This is a genomic window from Acidilobus aceticus (assembly GCF_055392325.1).
Genome location: NZ_AP042407.1, coordinates 1,159,854 through 1,181,649, shown reverse-complemented (window position 1 = coordinate 1,181,649; position 21,796 = coordinate 1,159,854). Strand labels below are relative to the sequence as shown.

The 21,796-nt window shown below is 54.1% G+C and carries 22 protein-coding genes and 3 tRNA genes; 16 read left to right on the top strand and 9 right to left on the bottom strand.

All coding sequences use genetic code 11. The features are described from left to right. Positions 1-6: 6 nt before the first annotated feature. Entirely contained in the window at positions 7-939 is a 933-nt protein-coding gene (locus tag ACZ5OO_RS06205) for a polyprenyl synthetase family protein (RefSeq protein WP_013266306.1), read from the top strand. 8 nt (positions 940-947) lie between these two features. Here ACZ5OO_RS06205 and ACZ5OO_RS06200 read toward each other — a convergent pair whose 3' ends face one another. The 3 genes from ACZ5OO_RS06200 to ACZ5OO_RS06190 are packed head-to-tail and all read right to left on the bottom strand — an operon-like array spanning position 948 to position 3,099. Continuing rightward, the gene (locus tag ACZ5OO_RS06200; RefSeq protein WP_013266305.1) at positions 948-1,706 is read right to left on the bottom strand and encodes an ERCC4 domain-containing protein; all 759 of its coding nucleotides are present in this window, start codon (positions 1,704-1,706) and stop codon (positions 948-950) included. Next, positions 1,693-2,709, bottom strand: a complete 1,017-nt coding sequence (locus ACZ5OO_RS06195; protein ID WP_013266304.1) for a DHH family phosphoesterase — start codon at positions 2,707-2,709, stop codon at positions 1,693-1,695. The genes ACZ5OO_RS06200 and ACZ5OO_RS06195 overlap by 14 nt, the downstream gene beginning before the upstream one ends. Positions 2,710-2,712: 3 nt before the next feature. Beyond that, positions 2,713-3,099, bottom strand: coding sequence for a prefoldin subunit beta (locus ACZ5OO_RS06190; protein ID WP_048812734.1), 387 nt, complete (start codon positions 3,097-3,099; stop codon positions 2,713-2,715). 139 nt (positions 3,100-3,238) lie between these two features. Here ACZ5OO_RS06190 and ndhC point away from each other — a divergent pair, with 139 nt between their 5' ends. The 11 genes from ndhC to nuoN are packed head-to-tail and all read left to right on the top strand — an operon-like array spanning position 3,239 to position 13,570. Further along, entirely contained in the window at positions 3,239-3,640 is a 402-nt protein-coding gene (gene ndhC, locus ACZ5OO_RS06185; RefSeq protein ID WP_083774001.1) for an NADH-quinone oxidoreductase subunit A, read from the top strand. A 2-nt stretch (positions 3,641-3,642) separates the two neighbouring features. Then, the gene (locus ACZ5OO_RS06180; RefSeq protein WP_048812733.1) at positions 3,643-4,260 is read left to right on the top strand and encodes an NADH-quinone oxidoreductase subunit B; all 618 of its coding nucleotides are present in this window, start codon (positions 3,643-3,645) and stop codon (positions 4,258-4,260) included. Continuing rightward, positions 4,247-4,762, top strand: a complete 516-nt coding sequence (locus tag ACZ5OO_RS06175) for an NADH-quinone oxidoreductase subunit C (protein WP_013266300.1) — start codon at positions 4,247-4,249, stop codon at positions 4,760-4,762. Before ACZ5OO_RS06180 ends, ACZ5OO_RS06175 begins: the two co-directional genes overlap by 14 nt. A gap of 3 nt (positions 4,763-4,765) precedes the next feature. Beyond that, complete coding sequence (locus tag ACZ5OO_RS06170) at positions 4,766-6,016, top strand: NADH-quinone oxidoreductase subunit D (protein ID WP_048812732.1); 1,251 nt, start codon at positions 4,766-4,768, stop codon at positions 6,014-6,016. A gap of 6 nt (positions 6,017-6,022) precedes the next feature. Then, a complete protein-coding gene (gene nuoH / locus ACZ5OO_RS06165) occupies positions 6,023-7,081 on the top strand; it encodes an NADH-quinone oxidoreductase subunit NuoH (protein ID WP_013266298.1) in 1,059 nt (352 codons plus the stop codon). A gap of 11 nt (positions 7,082-7,092) precedes the next feature. Further along, on the top strand, positions 7,093-7,683 hold the full coding sequence (gene nuoI / locus ACZ5OO_RS06160; RefSeq protein WP_013266297.1) for an NADH-quinone oxidoreductase subunit NuoI: 591 nt from the start codon (positions 7,093-7,095) through the stop codon (positions 7,681-7,683). Beyond that, complete coding sequence (locus tag ACZ5OO_RS06155; protein WP_013266296.1) at positions 7,680-8,177, top strand: NADH-quinone oxidoreductase subunit J family protein; 498 nt, start codon at positions 7,680-7,682, stop codon at positions 8,175-8,177. The genes nuoI and ACZ5OO_RS06155 overlap by 4 nt, the downstream gene beginning before the upstream one ends. After that, positions 8,174-8,488 carry an NADH-quinone oxidoreductase subunit K gene (locus ACZ5OO_RS06150; protein WP_013266295.1) on the top strand — a complete coding sequence of 105 codons (315 nt, stop codon included), beginning with the start codon at positions 8,174-8,176 and terminating at the stop codon, positions 8,486-8,488. Before ACZ5OO_RS06155 ends, ACZ5OO_RS06150 begins: the two co-directional genes overlap by 4 nt. A gap of 7 nt (positions 8,489-8,495) precedes the next feature. Further along, positions 8,496-10,064 (top strand): complex I subunit 4 family protein, encoded by a 1,569-nt coding sequence (locus ACZ5OO_RS06145; protein WP_013266294.1) that lies wholly within the window; start codon positions 8,496-8,498, stop codon positions 10,062-10,064. Continuing rightward, a complete protein-coding gene (locus tag ACZ5OO_RS06140) occupies positions 10,064-12,124 on the top strand; it encodes an NADH-quinone oxidoreductase subunit 5 family protein (protein WP_013266293.1) in 2,061 nt (686 codons plus the stop codon). The genes ACZ5OO_RS06145 and ACZ5OO_RS06140 overlap by 1 nt, the downstream gene beginning before the upstream one ends. Before the next feature lie 6 nt (positions 12,125-12,130). Further along, a complete protein-coding gene (gene nuoN / locus ACZ5OO_RS06135; RefSeq protein WP_464078040.1) occupies positions 12,131-13,570 on the top strand; it encodes an NADH-quinone oxidoreductase subunit NuoN in 1,440 nt (479 codons plus the stop codon). 73 nt (positions 13,571-13,643) lie between these two features. Here nuoN and ACZ5OO_RS06130 read toward each other — a convergent pair. Then, positions 13,644-13,751, bottom strand: a tRNA-Met gene (locus tag ACZ5OO_RS06130). A 151-nt stretch (positions 13,752-13,902) separates the two neighbouring features. Here ACZ5OO_RS06130 and ACZ5OO_RS06125 point away from each other — a divergent pair. The 4 genes from ACZ5OO_RS06125 (at position 13,903) to ACZ5OO_RS06110 (ending at position 17,153) form a co-directional block, all read left to right on the top strand. Then, a complete protein-coding gene (locus tag ACZ5OO_RS06125) occupies positions 13,903-14,073 on the top strand; it encodes a CopG family ribbon-helix-helix protein (RefSeq protein ID WP_013266291.1) in 171 nt (56 codons plus the stop codon). A gap of 67 nt (positions 14,074-14,140) precedes the next feature. After that, a complete protein-coding gene (locus ACZ5OO_RS06120; protein WP_013266290.1) occupies positions 14,141-15,352 on the top strand; it encodes a substrate-binding domain-containing protein in 1,212 nt (403 codons plus the stop codon). A gap of 6 nt (positions 15,353-15,358) precedes the next feature. Continuing rightward, positions 15,359-16,189: an ABC transporter permease gene (locus ACZ5OO_RS06115; protein ID WP_013266289.1), complete on the top strand. Its 831-nt coding sequence runs from the start codon at positions 15,359-15,361 to the stop codon at positions 16,187-16,189. After that, a complete protein-coding gene (locus ACZ5OO_RS06110) occupies positions 16,143-17,153 on the top strand; it encodes an ABC transporter ATP-binding protein (RefSeq protein WP_013266288.1) in 1,011 nt (336 codons plus the stop codon). The genes ACZ5OO_RS06115 and ACZ5OO_RS06110 overlap by 47 nt, the downstream gene beginning before the upstream one ends. A gap of 8 nt (positions 17,154-17,161) precedes the next feature. Here the strand turns inward: ACZ5OO_RS06110 and ACZ5OO_RS06105 are convergent. The 5 genes from ACZ5OO_RS06105 to ACZ5OO_RS06085 form a co-directional block, all read right to left on the bottom strand. Continuing rightward, a tRNA-Cys gene (locus tag ACZ5OO_RS06105) sits at positions 17,162-17,250 on the bottom strand. Between the two features lie 452 nt (positions 17,251-17,702). After that, a complete protein-coding gene (locus ACZ5OO_RS06100) occupies positions 17,703-18,383 on the bottom strand; it encodes a hypothetical protein (protein ID WP_464078039.1) in 681 nt (226 codons plus the stop codon). 719 nt (positions 18,384-19,102) lie between these two features. Then, positions 19,103-19,177, bottom strand: a tRNA-Glu gene (locus ACZ5OO_RS06095). A 29-nt stretch (positions 19,178-19,206) separates the two neighbouring features. Continuing rightward, positions 19,207-20,169 (bottom strand): NAD-dependent epimerase/dehydratase family protein, encoded by a 963-nt coding sequence (locus ACZ5OO_RS06090; RefSeq protein ID WP_048812945.1) that lies wholly within the window; start codon positions 20,167-20,169, stop codon positions 19,207-19,209. A 310-nt stretch (positions 20,170-20,479) separates the two neighbouring features. Further along, positions 20,480-21,703, bottom strand: a complete 1,224-nt coding sequence (locus tag ACZ5OO_RS06085) for an aminotransferase-like domain-containing protein (RefSeq protein WP_464078566.1) — start codon at positions 21,701-21,703, stop codon at positions 20,480-20,482. Positions 21,704-21,796 lie beyond the last annotated feature (93 nt).

The following is a 21,796-nucleotide window of genomic DNA, read 5'->3' as shown; positions in this document are numbered from 1 at the left end:
CTAGCAGTGAAGCAAGAGTATTCTGAAGAGGAGTTCAGGGCTATCCTAAGCAAGTGGGAGAGCACAAGAACTATGATAGAGCCTGAGCTAAACTCTATTGTGTCAAGGCTTGAGATGGCCGGGCTCGAGGGCCTTGCTTCATATATAGTTAAGGGAGGCAAGATGTTTAGAGGCTTCATGACAATGCTGTTTGCAGAGGCCGCTGGAGGTAATCTTGACAGAGCGAAGGATGCCGCGATTGCAGTAGAGCTAGTTCAAGGGGCCAGCCTTGCGCTTGATGATATTATAGATAAGGACGCCGAAAGAAGGGGAGGCCCCTCCGCTTGGGTACTTTACGGGATTGGCAAGAGCGCCATGGCTTCCCTTTTACTAGTGCCCACCGCGCTAAAATTAGTCGAGCAGTACGGTCCCTTGGCGTTGAGTTATAGCATCACCGCATGGGAATCCATGGTCAGAGGTGAAATCATGGACGCTTACTCCTCCCTCAACTTAGAGCCTGTAGAGTATCTGCAGCTTGCATCGCTTAAGACCGGCAGCCTCTTCTCGCTAGCCTCAACCTTAGGTGTTATAGCAGCCAACCATGAAGAGTACGCCGAGAGGGCCTGGAATTACGGCAACATTGTTGGCACCGCCTATCAGCTAGCTGATGACATAACGGACTTCGCTAACTATGCGAGAGGGGCCAAGGATAAGCTAGACCCCAGCGAGAGGCTCTTCCTAAGGTGGGCTGAGACTGAACTGAAGGCCCGCGGAGAGGATGAGGTTATAGAGAAGGGAGTTGAGTACCTCAACGACATTCTTAAGAGGTCAATCAGCTCCTTGAGCTTCCTGCCGCCAGGGCCAGCAACTAAGATGATAGCCGAGCTGCCATGGTTTATGGCATCTAAGATGCTAGAATCGGCCAACCTCTCGCTAAGTAAGTTTGACCAGCAGCCGTAATTTCTAGCTTACTTGTCATTGTCGGAAGAGCTATTAGCGCCTGCGGGGTTTCCGTAGAATTTGTCCAGGGTGGTGACCCTTCTCTCGCCCTTAAAGGGCGCCTTAAGGAGCTCCTTTATCCTGGCAGCCTTGGACTCGCCGACGCCCTCAACAGATGCCAGCTCCGCCAGGCTGGCGTTAAAAAACGACTCCAGCGATCCGAACTTCTCAAGTATCCTCTCGGCAGTCTTAGCCCCTATGCCTGGAAATGACTCAACTATATAGAGCTGCCACTCCCTCAGCGACTGCGCTGATGGTTTCTTATTTATAATGACTGGCCTTGAACCTCTGCCCTTAGTGAGGTACTTGGAGGCCAGCGACGCCAGGTACTCGGCCGTCTGCCTAGCAGAGCCGCTCCAGAGGAGCTTAACGTTATAGCTTGCCACAAGCGTTGCGAGGGCCCCTATTAGTTGCCTCTCCTTGTCGCTCCAGTACCGCAGCTCCCTGGAGAAGTCACCCTCTATTATATAGAAAACCTCCTCATAATCGTTCCTCATCCTTGAGGCCTGGTCGAAGAGCCTCCCGTCAAACAGCGACGAGACGAAGTCCTTGGCGTTCTTCCTCTCAACGACTATGTCGGGCGGTATTATGTAATCCCCTTCAGGAAGCTGCTTCCTTATTACAAGGACTCCCAGGGATTCCAGCAGCGACGGAACCCCTGAGGCCTCCTCCCTCACGTCAGCATAAACCCTAGTCCTTTTGGTGGCGCTTCCTTCAACCACTGGCATCACCGCAGCGCTGCCTCACAAAGTTAACCGCGAGGCCTAGCACCTTATCAATAGTAGTCTGGTTTGGGGACTTTAACCTGAGAGCCGCGGCCCCATCATGGCCTCCTCCCTCGCCGCCTAACCTCTCAGCTATGAAGGCCGCCAGTTCAGACGCCCTAATGTTGAGCTTAAGGGCGCGCCTCGAGACCCGCAGCGACACTCTCTCATCATTAATTACAGCCGCAACGTCGGCGCCCAGGGATATCATAGACCTAGCTACCTCGGCCTCGAAGGAGCCTACGTGGGTCACCGCCACAGCCAACTGGCCGCAGACAACGCTAACCGCCGCCCTCGAAAGGCCCTTAAGCCTTGCGGCCCTTTTGTCTATAGGCTCGTCATTGCTCTGCCTCAAGAAGCTAACAGCAAAGGCGTAGTCCGCGCCCATCTCCATTAACTTAACTATGTACCTGAAAGTGCTTATTGACGCCCTCTCCAGGAACGAGGTCTCCTCAAGTATTGCCGTAAGTAAGAGGGTGGCCTCGGTTGGCTTTAGCTTAAGGATCCCAGGAGCGGCAAGCGAAAGGACCACCTCTACGCACGACGGAGCGCTCTCGTCACTTATTAGAAGGGTGGCCATCGTGTGCAGGCTCCCCGGGCTGTGGTGGTCTATTACGACTAACTTTGCCCCTCTCAGGGCATCACCGTTAACTCCGAGCTGTGATATATTGCTGGCGTCCACTGTTATAAGCACTCCCGCCTGCTGGTTGTCTAGGCTGTCGCACAGGGGTATGTCAAGCGAAAGTGAAGTTAGCAGCTCCCTGGACTGCTTGCTCAGACCCTGAGGCGAGTAGAGGCAGCAGCTACTGGAGACCCCCTCCAGGAGCCTGCACACCAGAAGAGCGGAGGCGACGGCGTCAAGGTCAGCGTTGCCGTGCATTAGTACCTTGACGCCGGAGCCCTTAACTAACTTAGTGAGCTCCTCATAAAGCTCCTGTGAACCTGGGCTGCCAGGCCCTGCGCGCAAGGACTAAGAGCCCCCTGCGGGGCCTGCGGCTCCGCCGCCTCCTACAGCCCCCTGCAGCAGACGCTGTAGCTCTCCGGCCACCTTGTCAAGTTCGTCTTTCACTAGGTTCTCCTGGTTCTTAAGCGCCTTAATCTTAAGCTCCAGGTTCTCCTTGCGGTCCTGCAGCTCCTTGAGCAGGTCGCCCTTTGTCGACTTAACAAGGACGAAGCCTGCCATCTTATAGACCTCCGCGCTGTCCGAGAGCCCGTTGAGGGTCTCTATTACCTTCTCTATCTCGCTTAGGGACGACTCGGCGGCGAGCCTCTGCTGAACTATCGCGTTGTAGGTGTCCCTAAGCTGAAGGTACTTGTTATATTTGACCTCGGCCTCTGGAGGCACTCTCTCTACCACTTCGCGCACCTAGCAAAAACTCCTCACTAAGGTTATTATGCTCTACTCGTGAGCTTCATGACTTTAGCTGTCAAAGCCGTTAAGGCAAGCAAGGGATTTATATTTGGTCATTAATTAACAGATTTGGTGAGTTAGGGAATTGTCTATAGCCTACAGTCCCTTAGTGCTCGCCGCCAATTCATTCATAATAGTGCCAACAATAATTCTAGCCGTGCTGGTTGGCACGATACTTCTCCTCCGCATGCTGCTTAGGCCCGCCGGCTACATAGAGTCCAAGGAGCCCTACAAGTACAGGCTTTTCGAGTCCTCCAACCCGCCGAGGGGGGTTGGCAAGTCCAGGCTTTCCTACCAGTACTTCGGTTACCTTATAATGTTCCTCGCCGTAGAGCCAGCGGTCGTGCTGTTAACGTTCCTAGCGTCTGCCCCCTCAGAGTATAGTCGGGACCTTCTCCTGCTCTACCTTGTAATGGTGGCCGTTTTTGCCCCTCTGTTGGCATATGGCGCATATGTGTCTAGGAGGATAGAGGAGTGGAGGGATTAGAGATGGCTCAGGTGCAGGAGAGGGCGAAGGAGGGTAAGGCTTATATAGGTAACCTTGAGGTAGCGGCTCAGCTGGCTAAGGAGAGCCTCATCAAGGGGACCATAGCTAAGGTCGTCGACTGGGCCACGGCTTTCAGCCTGTGGCCTGTTCACCTGATGACCAGCTGCTGCGGCTGTGAAATAGGAGCTGCCTGGGGCCCCAGGTTTGACAACGAGAGGTACGGCTCGCTTCCATGGGTTAGCCCAAGGCAGACTAACCTGATAATAATTGAGGGCACTGTGACAAAGAAGATGGCGTGTACCGTCAGGATAACGTGGGAGCAGATGCCTTTCCCCAAGTTTGTCATAGCCATGGGCGCCTGCTCACTTGATGGCGGCATCTTCTACAACAGCTATAATATAGTTAGGCCATGGCAGGTGGTCCCTGTGGACATCTATATACCAGGGTGCCCGCCAAGGCCCGAGGCCGTTGCCAGATCCATAGTAGAGCTTCAGAAGATCATAAGAAGCCGCGGCGTCGCCTCAAAGTGGGTCGTTGAGGGGGTTAGGAAGGACCTGAAGTACATCCTGCCTAAGGAGGACCTCTGTGGGTGGAGGGGTGAGGGCGGTGGTTACAGCTGAGGAGCTTCAAAAGAGCATCCTTGAGGCTCTGAAGGATTATAAGCCGCAGGTCGAGCCGTCCAAAGGCTATATAGATGTAGTTGTCCCCGTTGAGCACCTGGTTGACGCCGCCAGGAAGCTGAAGGACATGGGTTTTGACCACGTGATATCGGTTGGTGCTGTTGACTATCTAACCAAGAAACAGCTTAAGATCATGTACCACCTGACCAGTTACCTTAACGAGGACCTCTCCAGGTTCATGGTGTCTCTTTCAACCTACGTGAGCAGGGATAACCCTCACTGTCCAAGCCTCACGCCAGTGTGGCTGAGCGCTGAATTCCATGAGAGGGAGGAGTATGAGATGTTTGGGATAACCTTTGACGGCCACCCAGACCTTAGGCTGCTCCTTCTGACGCCCGTGGTGGCGGCGCTTAAGCCCTTGCGTAAGGACTTCATAGTGAAGGAGGAAAGTGACAACATAGAAGCTGACTATGAAGGTTTTAAGGCAACTAAGTGGTGGTAAGCCATGTCCGCGCAGGATTCAAGCAGCGGCGTACCGCACCTGCCTGGCATGGAGGTAAGGCCGGTCGAGAGGAACGTCTACGAGGTTCAGATAGGACCGGCCCACCCAGGCTCAGGCCACATGAGGATAATAGTGGAGCTCGACGGCGACGTGATGGTAAGGGTTGACCCAGACATAGGCTTCGTTCACAGAACCATGGAGAAGCTGGCCGAGGGCAGGGACTGGATAAAGAACATACCGCTCTTCGAGAGGATGGCAATACTGGACGCATGTAATATAACCCTGCCCTACGTTGAGGCCGTTGAGAAGCTCCTCGACATAGAACCGCCCGAGAGGGCTAAGTACCTCAGGACTCTCCTCTGTGAGATAAACAGGATAGCAAGTCACCTCTACGGCATGGGAATTTTTGGCGTCTTCCTTGGGCACTCGACGCTCTACATGTGGGCCTTCGGCGACAGGGAGGTCTTTGTACAGCTCGCCGAGGACCTCACGGGCGCAAGGCTAACTCACAGCTACCCAGTCTTCGGCGGTGTAAGGAGGGACATGCCAGATGACTTCCCTGAGAACGCAAGGAAAGCCGTCAGGTATATGAGGAACAGACTAAACGAGTACGCCAAGATATTCCTGAACAACCCAAACATAAGGAAGAGACTAGAGGGCGTTGGAGTGATCTCCAAGACCAGGGCGGCGGAGCTTGGCATAGCAGGGCCCAATGCTAGGGCCAGCGGCATCAAGTATGACGTAAGGCTTGTCGAGCCCTACGAGGCCTACCCAGAGCTTGACTTTGAGATACCCGTGTTTGAGGAGGGGGACTCGCTCGCCAGGGCCTGGATGAGAGTCGAGGAAATAAGGCAGAGCCTCAACATAATAGAGCAGGCCGTGGACTGGCTGGAGAAGCACCCAAGGGAGGGCTTCATGCACGACAAGTTCTGGAAGGCTGCGCCTAAGCTCTATAAGGACGTATACGAGGGCAACATACCGTACGCCGGCAAGTACAGGGTCAAGTTGATGCCTCTGTTTGCAACGCTCAAGGTCCCTGCCGGTAAGGCTGCGGCCAGGGTTGAGGCCGGAAGGGGCGAGATGTTCTACTACGTTGAGAGCGACGGGAAGGACGTTCCGTACAGAGTAAGGGTGGTGTCACCTTCGTTCAGAAATGTGATAGCGTTCAAGTATGTTATGCCTGGGCACAGGCTCATGGACTTGCCTACAATATATGGTAGTTTTGATTACTTCCCACCTGAGTGGGACAGGTGATGGAACATGATAACGGCCACTAGAGTGCTCTATGATATAGGTTGGGGGATCCTGCACTACATAATTTTCTATCCCCCCGTCTACCAGTTTGTCATAATACCTGGGCTCGTGGCCGCGCTTGTGGTGGTTATATTCATCATATGGTTTGAGCGTAAGGCTGCGGCCAGGGTTCAGATGAGGTACGGACCGCTGGAGATAAGCCCAAGGACAGGAGGGGCCCCGCAGCTGATAGCTGACCTAGTAAGGTACATGATGCAGGAGATCATAGTGCCAAGTGCCGTTGACTTCATGTCATACATACTGGCGCCTAACATGTCTATGATACTTTCGCTTCTGCCTATGGTAGCCGTGCCTATGACCTCAATACCCAGCTACTGGCCCATCCCAATGAGCTACAGCCTACTCATAGCCGTCGCCCTGTCCACCTTGTCCCCTATCTTCGTGGTCATGATGTCGTGGGCCAGCAACAGCAAGTTCTCTGTGCTGGGCGGCCTAAGGGAGTCGTTTATTGTAGTAGCTTATGAGCTCATAGCTGTTATATCACTTCTTTCAGTGGTACCTCTGCTCCACACCTTTGACTTAGTGACCATCGTCGACTATCAGTTCAGCGGACGCTGGCTTGGGCTTCTGAACCCCTTAGCCCTGCTTGACGCCTTCATAGCGGTGCTCATGTCCACCAGCGGCTTCCCCTTCGAGATACCCGACTCCGAGAGCGAACTTGTAGCTGGGCCGTACACGGAGTACTCAGGCCTCCTCTACGGCCTTAACATGGGAGGGGCCTACATAAGGCGCTGGGCCTTCTCAGTCCTGATAGCCCTGGTGTTCCTAGGCGGCTGGGCGCCTTACAGGCCAGAGCCAGGCATAGTACTCGGCTACCTTGTGCCAAGCCTCATAGTGGTTGTTAAGGCCGTTATAATTATGGCCATAATGAGCTTCCTGCGCGCGGTCTACGGAAGGTACAGGCTTGACCAGGCGCTGAGCCTGGCCTGGGAGGTGCTCATACCCATAGCAATAGCGGCCTTTGGCCTGAGCGTGTTTGAGGCGTTTATTGGGGTGCACCCATGAGGTGATAAGTCATGCCCGCAAGACCGTCGCTTAAGAGGGTTCCGAGGGCCACGTTCCTGGGCAGAGCCATAGCTGGAAACCTGGGGGCACTGATAGTAGGAGTTAAGTACTTCATAGACCCCAACAGGATAACTTTGCTCTACCCCCACGAGTACATTAAACTGAGGCAAGGCTACAGGGGCTACATAGTCCTCATATTTGACAAGTGCATAAGCTGCGCCTCCTGCGCCAGGATATGCCCGGCAAGGGCCATGAAAATGGTGACCATGGAGGTCAAGGACAAAAAGCTAAACAGAGCGATGAAGAAGAAGTATCCTGTAATTAACTACAACCGCTGCATATTCTGCGGCTACTGCGTTGACGTGTGCCCGACTGAGGCACTATACCACGTGCCATACCATGATCTTGTCTACCTTAACATGCAGGACATGATACTCAACGTGGAGGAGTTCCAGAAGGAGCCAGAGTTCGTAACAGCTAAGGAGGGAGTCCCCGTCACCTACGTGTTTGACGAGAAGAGGGGGCTCGTCAAGGTAAGCGTTGAAGAAAGTTCAAATCAGGGAAGTTCAAGCCAGCCAGCAGGGGGAGGTGGAAGCTCGTGAGCGGAGAGTCCATAGACCTGCCGTTATACGCCATAGTGCTCTCGATAATGGCCATAGCGTCAGCCATGCTTGTGGTAAGGCTTAAGGACCTGGTCTATGCCAGCATAACGCTTGCCATACTGGGCTCCTTTACGGCCGCCCTGCTTGCAGTTGCCGGGTTTGGCCTGGTCAGCGCTTACCTGGTCCTTGTGTATGTGGGGGCCGCTGTCATGTTTATAGTCATATCTATAAGCATGATAGGACCCCAGGGGCAGGAGTCCTTTGACTCCTTCAGGGGGCTCACGGTGGCCGCCGCGCTGGCAACATTTATAATAACAGTGGTTGTTATATCTGAGCTTTACAGGCTGTTTACGGTCCCTCCCTCACTGTCAGCGTCAGCGGCGGCCGCCGGGGCCCTTAGGGAGTACTTGCCCGTCCTGGCCCTCATATTCATAGGGCAGGCGGCCACGGTTGTTGAGGCGATTTCTATAGCTAAGAGGGGTGGTAGGAAGTGATCCTTGTAGACTCGTTTGTAGGAGCTACGCTCTTCGTGACCTCAGCCATTATAATGGCGATTGGGGCCTACGGCCTGACCGCGTCAAATAATCTGCTGAGGCAGCTGCTGTCAGTTGAGGTCATATTCAATGGGCTGCTGCTCCTTGTCATACCCTTGCTCTCGGGCTTCGCGGCCCTTGCAGCTTACTTTGGCATAATAGTTATTTCTGTGGTCTCTGTGGAGGTGGTGGTAGTGGTCTCCATACTCATAGCTTTTCTGAGGCAGTACAGGTCGCTTTCATCCAGCGACCTAGAGGAGTCGGAGGTGTGAGCGCCATATGATACTTCCGTACCCGTTGCTCTGGATAACCGTTATCCTGCCCGTGCTGCTTGGCATCATAGCCTGGCCTCTCAGGAGCAGATCAGGGCTTCATGCGCTGTTCTACCTGTCGGCCGCCTCCCTCATCATCCCCCTCCTCATTATCGTCTACGGCTACGCCTCAGGGGCTCTGGAGACGGGGAGTCTGGTGGACCCACTTTACTTCAACTTAACCAGGTACTCAGTAGGCACTATAGCCCTTGGTATAGACGGGTTATCAGCGCCCGTGATCATAGGGCTCTCCATAGTGACCTCCTTCGTGGCGATCTACAGCATAAAGTACATGGAGACCAGGATAAGCGAGATGGAGGAGTCGGGCGAGAGGCCCCCAAGCCTTGGCACCTACCTGCTGCTCTACAACATCTTCGCGGCCACCATGCTGGGCCTTGCGTACTCAACCAACCTGGTGGAGTTCTACGTGTTCCTTGAGGGCAGCCTGATATCATCGTTCCTGCTCATAGCCTTCTATGGCTACGGTGACAGGAGGAGGATCTCACTGCTATACTTCGTCTGGACCCACATAGGTGCCGTGGTCTTCCTGACTGGAGTCCTCTACCTGGGTTACCTCACTCACAGCTTCGACTACTTGACCTTATTGAACGGGCAGCTGGTTTCCGTGGGCTCGGTTGAGTACATAGGCTCGGCGGCGACGCTGATAGCCGCGCTGCTGCTCTTCGGCCTCTTCGTTAAGATGGCCGTCTTCGGGGTTCACATGTGGCTCCCCTACGCGCACGCTGAGGCGCCAACGCCCATCTCCGCCCTTCTGTCGCCTAACCTCATAGGCCTTGCAGGCTACGCGATAGCGAGGTTCGTCATACCTCTCTTCCCGACCCAGATGGAGAGCTGGCGCGACTTCCTGCTGGGCCTTGCGTTCACAACAATAATATACGCGGGCCTTGTGTCGCTCAGGCAGACCGACTTCAAGAGGTTCCTGGCATACTCGAGCATAAGCCAGATGGGCTACATGCTCCTGGGGCTTGCAACCCTTAACGAGTATGGCATTATGGGCGCCATGCTGATCTACCTATCGCATGCCATAGGCAAGGCCCTGCTCTTCATGTCAGCCGGAGTCTTCATAACCGAGGCCCACGGGCTCAGGGACATAACTAAGATGGGCGGCCTCGCGAGGAGGTACCCACTAGTGGCAGCCCTGGCCCTTTTTGGCTTCATGAACTTAGCTGGGCTGCCGCCTAGCATTGGCATGTGGAGCGAGATATTTGTAGTGCTCGGGGTCGTCAAGTCATTACTGTTCATAAACCTGGCCACTATGTTCGGGCTGAGCCTTTTACTCATAGTTGCACTGACGATAACGGCCGCGTACTCCTTTATAACCATGAGGAGAGTTTTCTATGGCCAGCCAAGGTCAAAGGTTGAGGCCAGGGAGCGCGTTGACGGCTTCAAGCTAGCCATGCTGGCCGTGGCGGTATTTGGAGTTGTTTTCTTCTTAGCTATAAACCCGCTCACGACAGGCCTTAGCGCCGCAATATCCCACGTGGTTCTCCTCTCGGGATTTGGAGGTGGTCCATAATGACGGTGGTTCACGCGTACTGGCTAACCTGGTCATGGACCTGGCTTGCCCCGTTCACTGGGGCCGGCCTACTTGCCCTGCTCTGGCTGGCAGGGGTGAGGAGGGAGCAGGTCTATAGCATAATAAGCGTGCTCAGCGTGCTTGCCAGCGCCTTGGTTTCAACAGCTGCGCTCTACTACGTGCTAGCAGACCACGAGGTCATATACGCCACTAGCGCCTGGTACTGGGATTCTTTGCTGAGGGTCCACGTTGGCGTCTACTTGGACGGGCTCAGCGCTATAATGGCCACTGTAGTTTCGTGGCTCAGCTTCCTAATAGACCTCTACAGCGTCGAGTACATGAAGGGTGACTGGGGAGTTCAGCGCTACTTCTTCTTCATATCATTCTTCGTGGGCAGCATGATGCTTGTAGTGACCGCAAGCAACTTGATACTTATGTTCGTTGGGTGGGAGGGCACAGGACTTGCGAGCTACGCGCTCATAGGCCACTGGTACACCGACGAGGAAGAGTATTGGGTTGGTGTCCCCAGGAGCACCGCCCTAGGAAAGCCCATGTACTTCGAGCCAAGCACGAGTGGCGTCAGGGCAATACTGTTCACCAGGGTAGGCGACGTAGGCTTCATCATAGGTATGACTGGCCTCTTCGCGCTGGTGGGGTCGATGAGCATACCAGCTATTGCCAGCTCCGCCGGCAGCTGGATGGCGTTCCTAGCGTCAAGGGGGCTCCTGGCCATATTCCTCTTCGTGTTCACGCTGGGCGCCCTCTCCAAGAGCGCCCAGTTCCCCTTCTTCGAATGGCTTGTGACAGCTATGACCGGTCCAACCCCCGTTTCAGCGCTGATACACGCAGCCACCATGGTTAAGGTCGGAGTTTACTACATGCTCAGGTTCGCTCCCATATTCTTCGTTGGAGCCCTGGTGGCGGCGTCCCTTGGGGCTCCCGCCGCCGTTGCTCAAGTACATGAGTACTTCCTGCTGGTGGCATCCTTGGCGGCGGTGACGCTGTTCATGATGGCCACTATGGCCATAGTTAACCACGAGTTTAAGCTCATACTGGCCTTCTCAACCGCGGAGTACCTGGGCTACATGATACTCGCGGTGGCCGCGGGCGGCCTTGCAGTGGTGACAGGCAACTATGCGGCCATGGCCTACGCCGAGATGGCAGGGCTTGCAATGCTGATAGCGCACGCCGTGTTTAAGGCCGCGCTCTTCCTGGTTGCCGGCTACGCGCTCCACGCCTCGGAGAGCAGGTTCATAGATGACATGGGCAACTTCTGGAGATACATGAAGGCCACAGGCATCTCGACGTGGCTCGCAGGGCTCAGCCTGGCCGCGGTGCCCCCGTTCCTGGGCTTCTTCGCAAAGGAGCTTGTCCTAGGCGCCGTCGAGAGGACCGCCGTCTACTCCCTCTATGCCTTAGCTGTAATAGCGGTGGTCTTCACAGCGGCCTACATAACAAGGCTTATAGTCAGGGTGTTCCACCTGCCGCCGCTTAATAAGGAGGCTGAAGGCAAGCACTACCACGAGGCACCTGCACTAATGCTGATACCCTACGCAATACTGGGCCTTGCCTCAATAGTACTGGGCGCCGCGTGGTTCTACGTGGGTTACTGGGTTGCCAGCGGCGTCGGGGAGACCCTTGACATAAGGGTGACCCCGCCGTTCATGCCGTCCATAGACCTTACGACAATAGTCATAACTGCCGTAGTGATAATAGATATCTTGGGCGTCGCGCTGCTCTACATGAGGCGTCACAGCCTGGTGTACCTGCTGCAGAAGAGCGACGCGCTCAAGGCTATACACTCCTTCCTCTTCAACAGGTGGTACGTGAACTCGGCGATATACTACCTGTTCCTTGACTCCTTCGCGGGCCTCTCGTGGCTGCTCAACGTAGTCAACAGGGGCATAGACCTCTTCTACCATTATGTGCTCCCTAAGGCCGGCGAGCTGGCCTCAAGGGGTCTCAGGGGCCTCCTGAGGGGCAGAACTGATTACATATTGACGCTTTACCTCTTCATGATGGTGATTATAGGCATACTGATGTTCATGGCATGGAGGTGAGAAAGTATGTGGGAGATAGGCACTATTAAGTTCCTGCTCTACGTCACTCTGGCCGCCTCCCTGCTGGCACCCTTAACGTCGCCGTCGGGCCGCAGGGACAACGTTGCCCCGCTGGTAATGGCAGCCATAGGCGTGGGCTCATTTGCGGTGGCCATGGGAATATCGTTCTACGCGGCCTCTCTGGGCAGGCCGCTTAGCTTCTATCATGGGCTGGTTGTGCAGGACTCCTTCACGTCCCTGATGCTTCTAGGCGCCTCGCTGGCCTCAGCGATATTCCTGCTGGCCGTGGGCACAGATGGGCTAGGGTGGAGCAGCAGCCCATCGCTATACAGCCTAGTGCCCATGACTCTCTTCGGCGCATTCTTCCTAGCTGGGGCGACTAACGCCCTGGTAATACTGGCCTCGTGGCTGCTGGTCTCGGTGATCAGCTACATAATAATAGCAGCCCCGGACTCTAAGAACGCCAAGGCGGCTGGCGTAAGGTACATCTTCGTAGGCATGGTAGCGACCCTTGCTTTAGTCGGCTCCTTGGCATTCATCTCCGTGTCAAGCGGCGCTTACACGTTCTCGATAACTCCAGTCAGCGGCCTCTCCACGGACGCCAGGGGGCTTATGGCCCTCGCGGTGCTCCTGCTTCTGGCGGCCCTTGGATTCAAGGTTGGCCTCTTCCCATTCCACTGGTGGCTGCCGAGCGTCTACGGCAGGGGCGACGGAAGGACCGTCTCGTTCGTGGCTGCCGTCGTGAAGCTGAGCTTCCTTGCAATCCTGACCAGGGTCCTGGTTATAATAGCTTCGGGCGGGCAGCTGCACACCATCATTGCAATAACCCTCGCCGCGCTGGCGGTCGCAACCATGACGTACGGTAATTTCGCCGCCCTAACCACCAGGGACCTACAGGTGATACTTGCATACAGCTCTATGGCGCAGGTAGGCTACATCTTCGCCGCAATAGCAGCGGCCTCCTACTTCGCTGGCGTAGGCAACGAGTACATGCTGCGGCTCTCCCTGTTCGCGGTGGCCCTCCAGTCAATAGCTTATGCCGTGGCTAAGGCTCCGCTGTTCGCCTTCGCCGGCGAGGTGGGAGGAAGCCTTGACTCCCTGAGGGGCCTCATGAAGTCAAGCCCGCTGAGCGCAGTCACGGCCTCAGTGCTACTCTACAGCCTTCTTGGGGTTCCACCGCTGCTGGGCTTCTGGGGCAAGCTCTACATGTTCCTTGCAGCCGTGGGGTTCAGCGTCTGGCTGGCCCTGGCGGCGCTGATAAACAGCGGCGTGAGCTCCGTCTACTATATAATAGCCTCGAGGGAGATGCTCCGCAAGGACTATGAGGATACGCCAAAGCCAAGGGCCAGGTACGCCGTTGCGCTGCTGATAGCCTCCCTGCTGATAGTTCTGCTAGGCCTCGTGGCTCCGCTGACCTTTAGGGGTATAATTTCAATATACATTTGAAGCCGCTTTGTTTTGGACCCACGCTTTTAGCAACGCGCAGGATTTTACTCTCCTGGTTTTTAATAAGGAAAGATGGTGCCGCCGCCGGGGTTTGAACCCGGGACCTCCGGATTTCCCCAGCCCCGACCTCGGCGCGAGGGCCGTATGAGTCCGGCGCTCCAACCTGCTGAGCTACGGCGGCACCTGTATCGCTATTTGATGTGGCTCTTTTTAAAGCTTAGTACCCTGGCAGTTTCGTAAAAAGACATACGTTTCCGCCGCAGGGCGTGAATAGTGGACTTAGCGACCTGGATTTTAATGGAGAAGCGCGGAACAGGCTTCAGGGGCCTTAAATGCCTGCGGACAGGTCTCTAAGAATAATAACGTTTAAGCTCGACGTTGACACGCTAATGAAGCTTGACAAGCTGGCGGTGGCTGAAAAGAGATACAGAAGTGAAATAATTAGGGAGGCCATAGAGGCCTACCTGTCCTCAAAGGTTTCAAGCAGGCCATCAGTATATTAATACAGTTATATCAGCTAAGAAGAGTTTTATATCGCCTATTTCCCCTTTACCCCTTTGGTGCAGCAGCGTGAGCTCTAAAGGAGCATCGTTATGGATATACCTCGTTGTTGGCCTCGTAATAGGGCTCGTCGTTGGCGCTGGAGCCGGGTACGTGGCCGCGCCCCATAGGACTGTGACTGTTACAGCGCCTGCGACAACCTCTACATATACTACAACCACTACAACTACCTATACCACCACAGCCCCCGTCTCTACTTCTCCCTTCACCGTCGGCGCGGCAGGCACCCTGAAGTTTAGCTTTGGCCAGCTCCTATCGATGCTGAATCAGTACAACCCGTCAATAACTGAAGGCCAGCCGCTCTTTGCGGGTAGCGGCGAGGTTGCGCAGAAGGAGGCCACGACCCAAGTGTTCAGCTTAGTGGCCAGCGCCGACACCACCACTATACCAAGCGTGCTCTTCCCCAAGTACGCCAACTACGAGATAGCCTTCGGCGTGACGCAGATGGTAATAATTGTCGACCTGGAGACGCCCGCGGGCAAGGAGGTCTACGCCCTCTGGAAGCAGGCCCAGACGGAGCAGCCCTTCAGTGCGCAGTGGAACCAGACCTGGGAGAAGATATTTGACATAATAGCGGTAAACTCGAGCACGGTAGTTGGCGTCTCGAACCCGTTCACTGACCCAAGCGGCTACCAGGCCCAGTGCGTGCTCAAGCTGGCCGGCCTCGCCTTCATGCACAACGCCTCCTACTACTGGGGCGCGGTCTATAACAACCCGTCTAAGTACCAGATGAGGAACACTGAGATAGACCTCCTCACGCTGATGTACGCTAACAACTCGGTTCAGTTTGTGCTGTCAGCATACACATCAAACGCCATACCGCAGACCGAGGCTTACCAGCAGAAGGGCTTCAACATGACGTACATAACTCTCCCGCCTTTCATAAACCTCGGCAACCTGAGCTACGTTAACTTCTATCACCAGGTGAACATCACCTGGACCGAGCTCGGCGTGACTAAGACCTTCGCCTGCAACCCGGTGGTCTACACAGCTACCATACCTTACTCAGCCCCGAACCCGCAGGCCGCCGTTGACTTCCTGCTGCTAATATTCAGCCCAGCTGGCCAGAAGGTGCTCGAGAGCTACGGCATCAACCCAATAGTGCCCGGCGTGGTCTACGGCAACTACTCGGCCGTGCCTGCGCCGCTGAAGCCATTCACAGTACCTCTGTCCAACGCGTCATACCTTAGCAGTATATTCCCGTCCTCCAGCTCATCGTGAGGGGCCTTGGCCAGGCTCAGGCTGAACCTCTTCATAGTACTTTTTGTTATCATAGGGGGCCTCCTCCTGCTCTTCTTCTCATACCCAATAGCCGTGCTGCTGTTAGTCGGCAGCAGCGGGCTTGAGGAAGCGCTTAGGGTGAGGAGCTTTGAGCTCGCCCTGCTGGTCACCATAATAACGTCAACTATAGCTGCTGTTGCCTCCGTCATCTTTGGGGTTCCCCTGGCATACATCATGAGTCGCTATAACTTCAGGGGCAAGAGCCTTGTCGAGTCACTCATAGACCTACCCATAGCAATACCCCACATAATAGTTGGCGTCATGATAGTCCTTGCATTCTCCTGGTACGTGGGGCTTGGCCCCATATTTCACAGGCTTCACATCAACGTCGTCGACACTATACTGGGCGCGGCCATGGCCGTCACGTACGTCTCGGCGACGTACTCTGTGCGGGTGGTGGAGTCAGCCATAAGTATGCTTGACCCGGAGCTTGAGCTCACCGCGATGAGCCTGGGGGCCTCCAGGGCAAGGACTTTCATCAGCGTAGTGCTGCCCAAGATCAAGAGGTCCATAGCAGGAGGCGCCCTAACTTCATGGGCCAGGGCCGCCTCCGAGGCAGGCGCGCTTTTCATAGTAGCATACGAGGTTTACCTTGGTAAGTCCCTTGTTTACCCGGCCCCTGTGGCCATTTATGAGGCCTACGTGGGCATTGGAATAATAGAGGCAGCTAAGTTCTCCGCAGCCATGCTAGTGGTGGTTTTGGGCATATTTGTGCTCGCAAGGATACTCCTTGAGGCAAGGAGGGGGTCCAGGGCTGGCCTCGGCGCTCAGGCTTGAGGGCCTAGTAGCTAGGGTGGGCAACTTCACGCTCGGCCCTATTAACTTGGAGCTCGAGAGGGGCGAAGTCGCCCTAATCTTCGGCCCCAACGGCGCCGGCAAGACGACGCTGCTGAAGACAGTTCTCGGCTTCTACAGGCCTGTCAAGGGTAAAGTCATAATAAACGGCGCCGATTCCACTTACATGCCCATAAACAGGAGAAACATAGGCTACGTGCCCCAGAGCCTCGCCCTCTTCGACAACATGAGCGTCAGGGACAACGTGGAGTTCGGCCTTAAGGTAAGGGGAGTGCCAGGGAGGGAGAGGGAGAGGCTGGTCAAGGAGATGGCCGAGAGGCTCCGCATAAGTGAGCTCCTCGACAGGAGGGTCACAGAGCTCTCAGGAGGGCAGATGCAGAGGGTCGCCATAGCAAGGGCTGTCATAGCCAGGCCGACGCTCCTGCTCCTCGACGAGCCCGCCTCCAACCTGGACCCGACATCGGTTGAGGAGCTCATAGACACAATACGTTATGTGACGAAGGAGTTCGGGATAACCACCATTATTGTAAGCCACTCCATAAGCAAGCTCCTTAGGGTGGCATCAAGGCTTCTCTTCATGAGCGGCGGGAAGCTTGTCGACCTGGGCGACGTGGAGACCGCTGTTAGGAACCCAGTTAAGGCCGAGGCGGCAGTTTACCTGGGCTATGATAACATAATACCGTGCAACGCCGTTGATCCACGGCCGTGCGATGACGGCAAAGCGATGGCTGCCAGGTACAACTTCGTGCTTATTGGAGATCCAGAGTGCGACGGCATCACCTTAGATGGCATTGTTGAGCAGCTGTATGTTGGGCTTGACGGCGTCCGCAGGGCCGTGGCCAGGGTGGGCGGCCTCAGGGTGGTAGGGCTCGCTGGAGACCACGTCAGGCTAGGGGAAGCTAAGATATGCATAAGACGTGAGGGCCTGGCGGTAGTGGACCTTTAGCCTCTGAGTGGAGCCGGGGCCGGGATTCGAACCCGGGAGTTAACGGGTCTCCGCAGCCACTGCAGCCCGCCGCCTTGGACCGCTCGGCCACCCCGGCTCCAGTAGACCTTGTGCTTGGTGGGGTTAAGTGCGTTTGCCCCTTTAGGGCGCCTTAAAGCAAAGTTTGCATCGCTAAACAAGTTAAGAGCTTTAACACAAACCAGATCACAGTAGCGTTGACCATAGGGTTCTAACAGACTTTGGCACAAAATTCCTCTAATCCTAAATCAAGCCCCACGGGCCTCTAGGCTTTACATCTGCCTAGAGGACTTAGGGCTCCAGGTGCAGTGACCGGGATTTGAACCTAGGTCGCGGCTCGAAATAATACTAGATAATGTTTTAGTGGAACTTTGATAGAGAGCATTTAGCGTTGCGCGTTTAAGTAGAAAAGATAAGTAGAACAGAACAACAGTAGTGGAATGTATAAAATGCTTCAGAGAGTTAAACTAGCCAGTTTACTCTAGAGAGATTAAAAGACATCCACCACAACATTGATTAAAAAAGCGACATTTAGGATAAAAATATAGCGAAATTTAAGTCATAGCTATAATCAACAGGTTTTATCTTACACTTAGCTCTGCATTTTTTACTTGACTGATCCTTGGTATCTGACAAAGCTAAATCCTTAGGATCTATTATTTTATCTTTAATACTAAGTGTGGCCCTTAGCATTATAAGTAAATTAACGGACACTGATTTCCCTTCCCTAATTAAAAATATAATAGAATGCGGCGGTTTGAGAGCATCATTCGTTTCGGATATTCTCAACAATTTTTGTAATTTATATATACTATTAATGTATGGAATGTATGGAGATGGCAGTGGAATGTATGGAGGAGCTGACATCTCTATTTCACCTATATCATATGGTATTAAATCCTTGTTTTCGTTGTTTTTAGTTTCATTGTAATTGTTATCTTTATTTCCAGAATCGTTGCACAAGTCATTAAATGGGGATTCCTTTCTCATTCCAGCCTCTTCTGCTAGGCGGCAAACAAACTCAGTAAATTCTCTTTTGTCCATCATCATTAATGATTTAGCGCCTAGGGCTTCCTTTGCTAAAGATAAAAATGACATGATATCTTCTTCGATTTTTAAGCGCTTTTCATCAACATCTTCTTTTTCATTTTTACTTTGAGGCCTACCAAGGTAGCTTTTATTCAGTACTTTCTCATCTATTATGTATATCAAAGGGTTAGGGTACGGGTTCTTTTGCAATTAAGAGACTCTAAGAAGTTAGAGAACTTCAGACATCGATAGGGGGTCAGGCTAAATTACCCAAGTTTTGGTATGAATCGCCTATTTCGGGGAAGATGGTAACGAACTGAGAGAAACCCAAATTAGATAAGGGGTGTAGCAAGAGGTAGGCTCTTCGATGTTGCTGAGCAGCGTTTCGAAATTTCTTTACGTCTTCTTCACTTATACTATGCATGTGCCAATGGCAGTCCTTAGGGAATCCCCATGCACTGGCAAAGTGACGTTAAGAGGAAATTACGAAAGCCGTGTACTTCATAGCGTTAATGATAACGCTTAGCATAGTCTTGGGGCCCCATCTGCTGTTTTAACTCGCAGGGTGCATCGCTTAGTTCATCTAAACCGAGCATTTTCGCAATTAGCTGAATTATCCGATCCAGGTCTTCTTCACTTTCTCTGTAAAGTATCCGTATGGAGCACTCCTACTCACTCTTATCTTGACTTTTGTACAACATAGCTCAATTCATATTTCTCAACCACTTTCTCTAGAATCCGAATCTTTGCTCGCTGTCGAGCTTATTTTATGTCAATATTTGCCACGATCTCACGCATTCTTTATTAAGTCGCGAGAGTGCTGCAAATATCCTTCGTTACCATGAATTCCTTATTTATCTAGGGAACATAGCCCCCTTCCAATTTAAAGGTAAAGGAAAAAGTGCCGCGGCCGGGATTTGAACCCGGGTCACGGGCTCGAAAGGCCCGCATACTGGGCCGGACTATACTACCGCGGCACCTGGCTCAGGTTTAGCCGCAGGGAAAATTAAGCTTTGAACCCGCTCAGGACCTCCGTAACCGCCCTCCTTACGACGTCCCTGCTGCTCCCCACCTGGGGGGACCAGCCCCAGCTTACGGCTTTCTCTATGGACAGCTGCATTACCTTTACATCGCCCCTCCACCCTCTTCCCCCGTCGACCCCTCCGGTAGTGTATATCTGTGGGCTTAGGCCCATGGTCTCAGCCACTATTTTAGCTATCTCAAGCACGGATATCCTGTCCGGGGTGCCTATGTTAAAGGCCTCATACCTTACCCCCTTCTCCAGGGCCTTCATGAAGAGCTGGTACATGGCCCTCACCGTGTCGCTGACGTGCACGTAGCTCTTGCTCTGGCTGCCGTCGCCCAGGACCTCAAGCCGCGTGGGGTCCCTCCTGAGCTTGTTTATGAAGTCATATATGACGCCGTGGGTAGACCTTGGGCCCACGACGTTGGCCAGCCTGTACGACACCGCGGTCCAGTCGAAGGTAAACGCGTAGCCACTTATCAGCCCCTCTGAGGCCAGCTTGGAGCCTCCGTACACGCTTATCGGGTAGCAGGGGCCGTAGTCCTCAGGCGTAGGTATAACCCTTGCCTCCCCGTAGACCGTGGAGGACGAGGCAAACGCTATGGCCTTCACGCCGTTAGCCCTCATGCCCTCAAGCACGTTATAGGTCATTTGGACGTTCTGAAGATATATGGACTCGGGGCTCTGCGACCCTATTCTGACCTCCGGGTTAGCTGCCAGGTGCACCACCGCGTCAGCGCCCTTGGTGACCTCCCTGGCCACCTCAGGGCTCGTCAGGTCGGCCCTAATGAACCTGAGATGGGGGCTTCCCATCACGTCCTTGAGGAACTCGAGCCTGCCGGTGCTCAGGTTATCAACAACCGTGACGTCGTGACCTTCCTCTATCAGCAGCTCCACCAGGTGAGAGCCTATGAAGCCCGCACCCCCAGTTACCAGGAACTTCACGCTCACTGCACCCTCTACTCAAGTTCACCCGCAGACTTTACGGTCAGCCCTGCGCGGGCTCTTCATCCTGATGTCAGCCCTTTCGAGCCTCTTCACGCCAGGGTATACCTAGGGCGCACTATAATAATAAAATTGTTGCGTTCAAAGGCTAGGCCGCAAGCTGTTAGTGGCCGGAGATAGCATCCGCTGAAGAGTCTATTACTTGAAGGCCCCGTTGAAGATAAGAGCCTTTCCCTAAACTTAGTGTGCTAGGGCCGTGAGGAGATGGTTTACCTGATGAAAAATGATGAAGGTCTGGAGCTCCGAGCCCTCAGGAGGCAACCTTGCCCTTAGCCTTTAGGTAGTCTACAGCTGTGTTGGCTATGATCCTTATGCCCTCCCTCAGCTTGTCAGGCGGCAGGTAGCTGAAGTTTATCCTCATTGCATTTGCGCCGCTGCCGTCGCTGAAGAAGCTCCTGCCTGGCACGTATGCGACGCCCCTGTCTATGGCCATCTGTAACATGTCTGATGTGTCAACGCCCTCTGGCAGGTATATGAAGGCGAAGAGCCCTCCCCTTGGCCTGAACCAGTGGCTGCCGTCTGGCATGTACTCCTCCAGGGCCTCTATCATCACGTCCCTCTTCTCCCTGTATGACTTTCTGGCCTTCTCTATAGTCCTGTCAACCACGCCCTCCTTTATTGCGTAGAGCGCTATGTACTGGGAAAGTGTGGACGAGTGAAGGTCGACCATCTGTTTCGCCAGCTCGACTGCCCTGACGAGCTGCCTGTCGGCTATCATGTACCCAAGCCTCAGCCCTGGAGCCAGGATTTTGCTGAATGTGCCAAGATATATCACGCGGCCCTCGTCATCCATAGTCTTAAGGTGCGTGAAATTCACGTCATCGTCAAACACGAAGAAGCTGTAGGGGTCGTCCTCTATTACCAGCAGGTCGTACTTGCTGGCGATTTCCATCAGCTCCTTTCTCCTGTCGTCGCTCATTATGACGCCTGTTGGGTTGTGGCACGTGGCTACAGTGTATATCATCTTGACGTTAATGCCCTTCTCCTTAGCCTTCTTGATGCTGTCCTCGAGCAGGTCCGTCCGCATGCCGTTCTCGTCTAGCGGTATAGATATGAAGTTGGCCCCGTAGTATCTGAACACGTTGAGCGCCGCCAGGTAAGTGGGGCTCTCAACTATGATGCCATCGCCTGGGTTTATCAGCGTCATTGCAAGCAGGTATATCGCCTCCTGGCTTCCCGTTGTCACAGCAACCCTGTCGTTGTCAGTAACTTTGACGCCCTTGCCTCTCACGAAGTCTGCAACGGCCTCCCTGAACGGCATAACGCCCAGGGTGGGTGAGTATTGAAGGGCGCTGTCCCCGAGCTCCTCTATGACCCTTGACGCTATGGCAGCGAGCTCTTCCTTCGGAAAGGCCTCAGGGCCCGGCAGCCCTCCGGCAAGGCTCAGCACTTTCTTGTTCTCCGTCAGCGCCAGAATTTCTCTTATCTCGGACGGCCTCAGGGACTTCACTCCGCTTGAGAATTTACTTGCCACATCAATCAAACTGCTCGGCCTATTTGTTAAAAGATGTCAGAAGCTTTAAAGCACTATGTATTTTACGTTTGGAGCTTTATAAAACCGACTAGG

What these genes read in the sequence shown, in the direction of transcription:
- ACZ5OO_RS06200 (WP_013266305.1), bottom strand. Translation starts at nt 1,706, where the DNA reads ATGCCAGTGGTTGAAGGAAGCGCCACCAAAAGGACTAGGGTTTATGCT.
- ACZ5OO_RS06180 (WP_048812733.1), top strand. Translation starts at nt 3,643, where the DNA reads ATGGCTCAGGTGCAGGAGAGGGCGAAGGAGGGTAAGGCTTATATAGGT.
- ACZ5OO_RS06170 (WP_048812732.1), top strand. Translation starts at nt 4,766, where the DNA reads ATGTCCGCGCAGGATTCAAGCAGCGGCGTACCGCACCTGCCTGGCATG.
- nuoH (WP_013266298.1), top strand. Translation starts at nt 6,023, where the DNA reads ATGATAACGGCCACTAGAGTGCTCTATGATATAGGTTGGGGGATCCTG.
- nuoI (WP_013266297.1), top strand. Translation starts at nt 7,093, where the DNA reads ATGCCCGCAAGACCGTCGCTTAAGAGGGTTCCGAGGGCCACGTTCCTG.
- ACZ5OO_RS06145 (WP_013266294.1), top strand. Translation starts at nt 8,496, where the DNA reads ATGATACTTCCGTACCCGTTGCTCTGGATAACCGTTATCCTGCCCGTG.
- ACZ5OO_RS06140 (WP_013266293.1), top strand. Translation starts at nt 10,064, where the DNA reads ATGACGGTGGTTCACGCGTACTGGCTAACCTGGTCATGGACCTGGCTT.
- nuoN (WP_464078040.1), top strand. Translation starts at nt 12,131, where the DNA reads ATGTGGGAGATAGGCACTATTAAGTTCCTGCTCTACGTCACTCTGGCC.
- ACZ5OO_RS06125 (WP_013266291.1), top strand. Translation starts at nt 13,903, where the DNA reads ATGCCTGCGGACAGGTCTCTAAGAATAATAACGTTTAAGCTCGACGTT.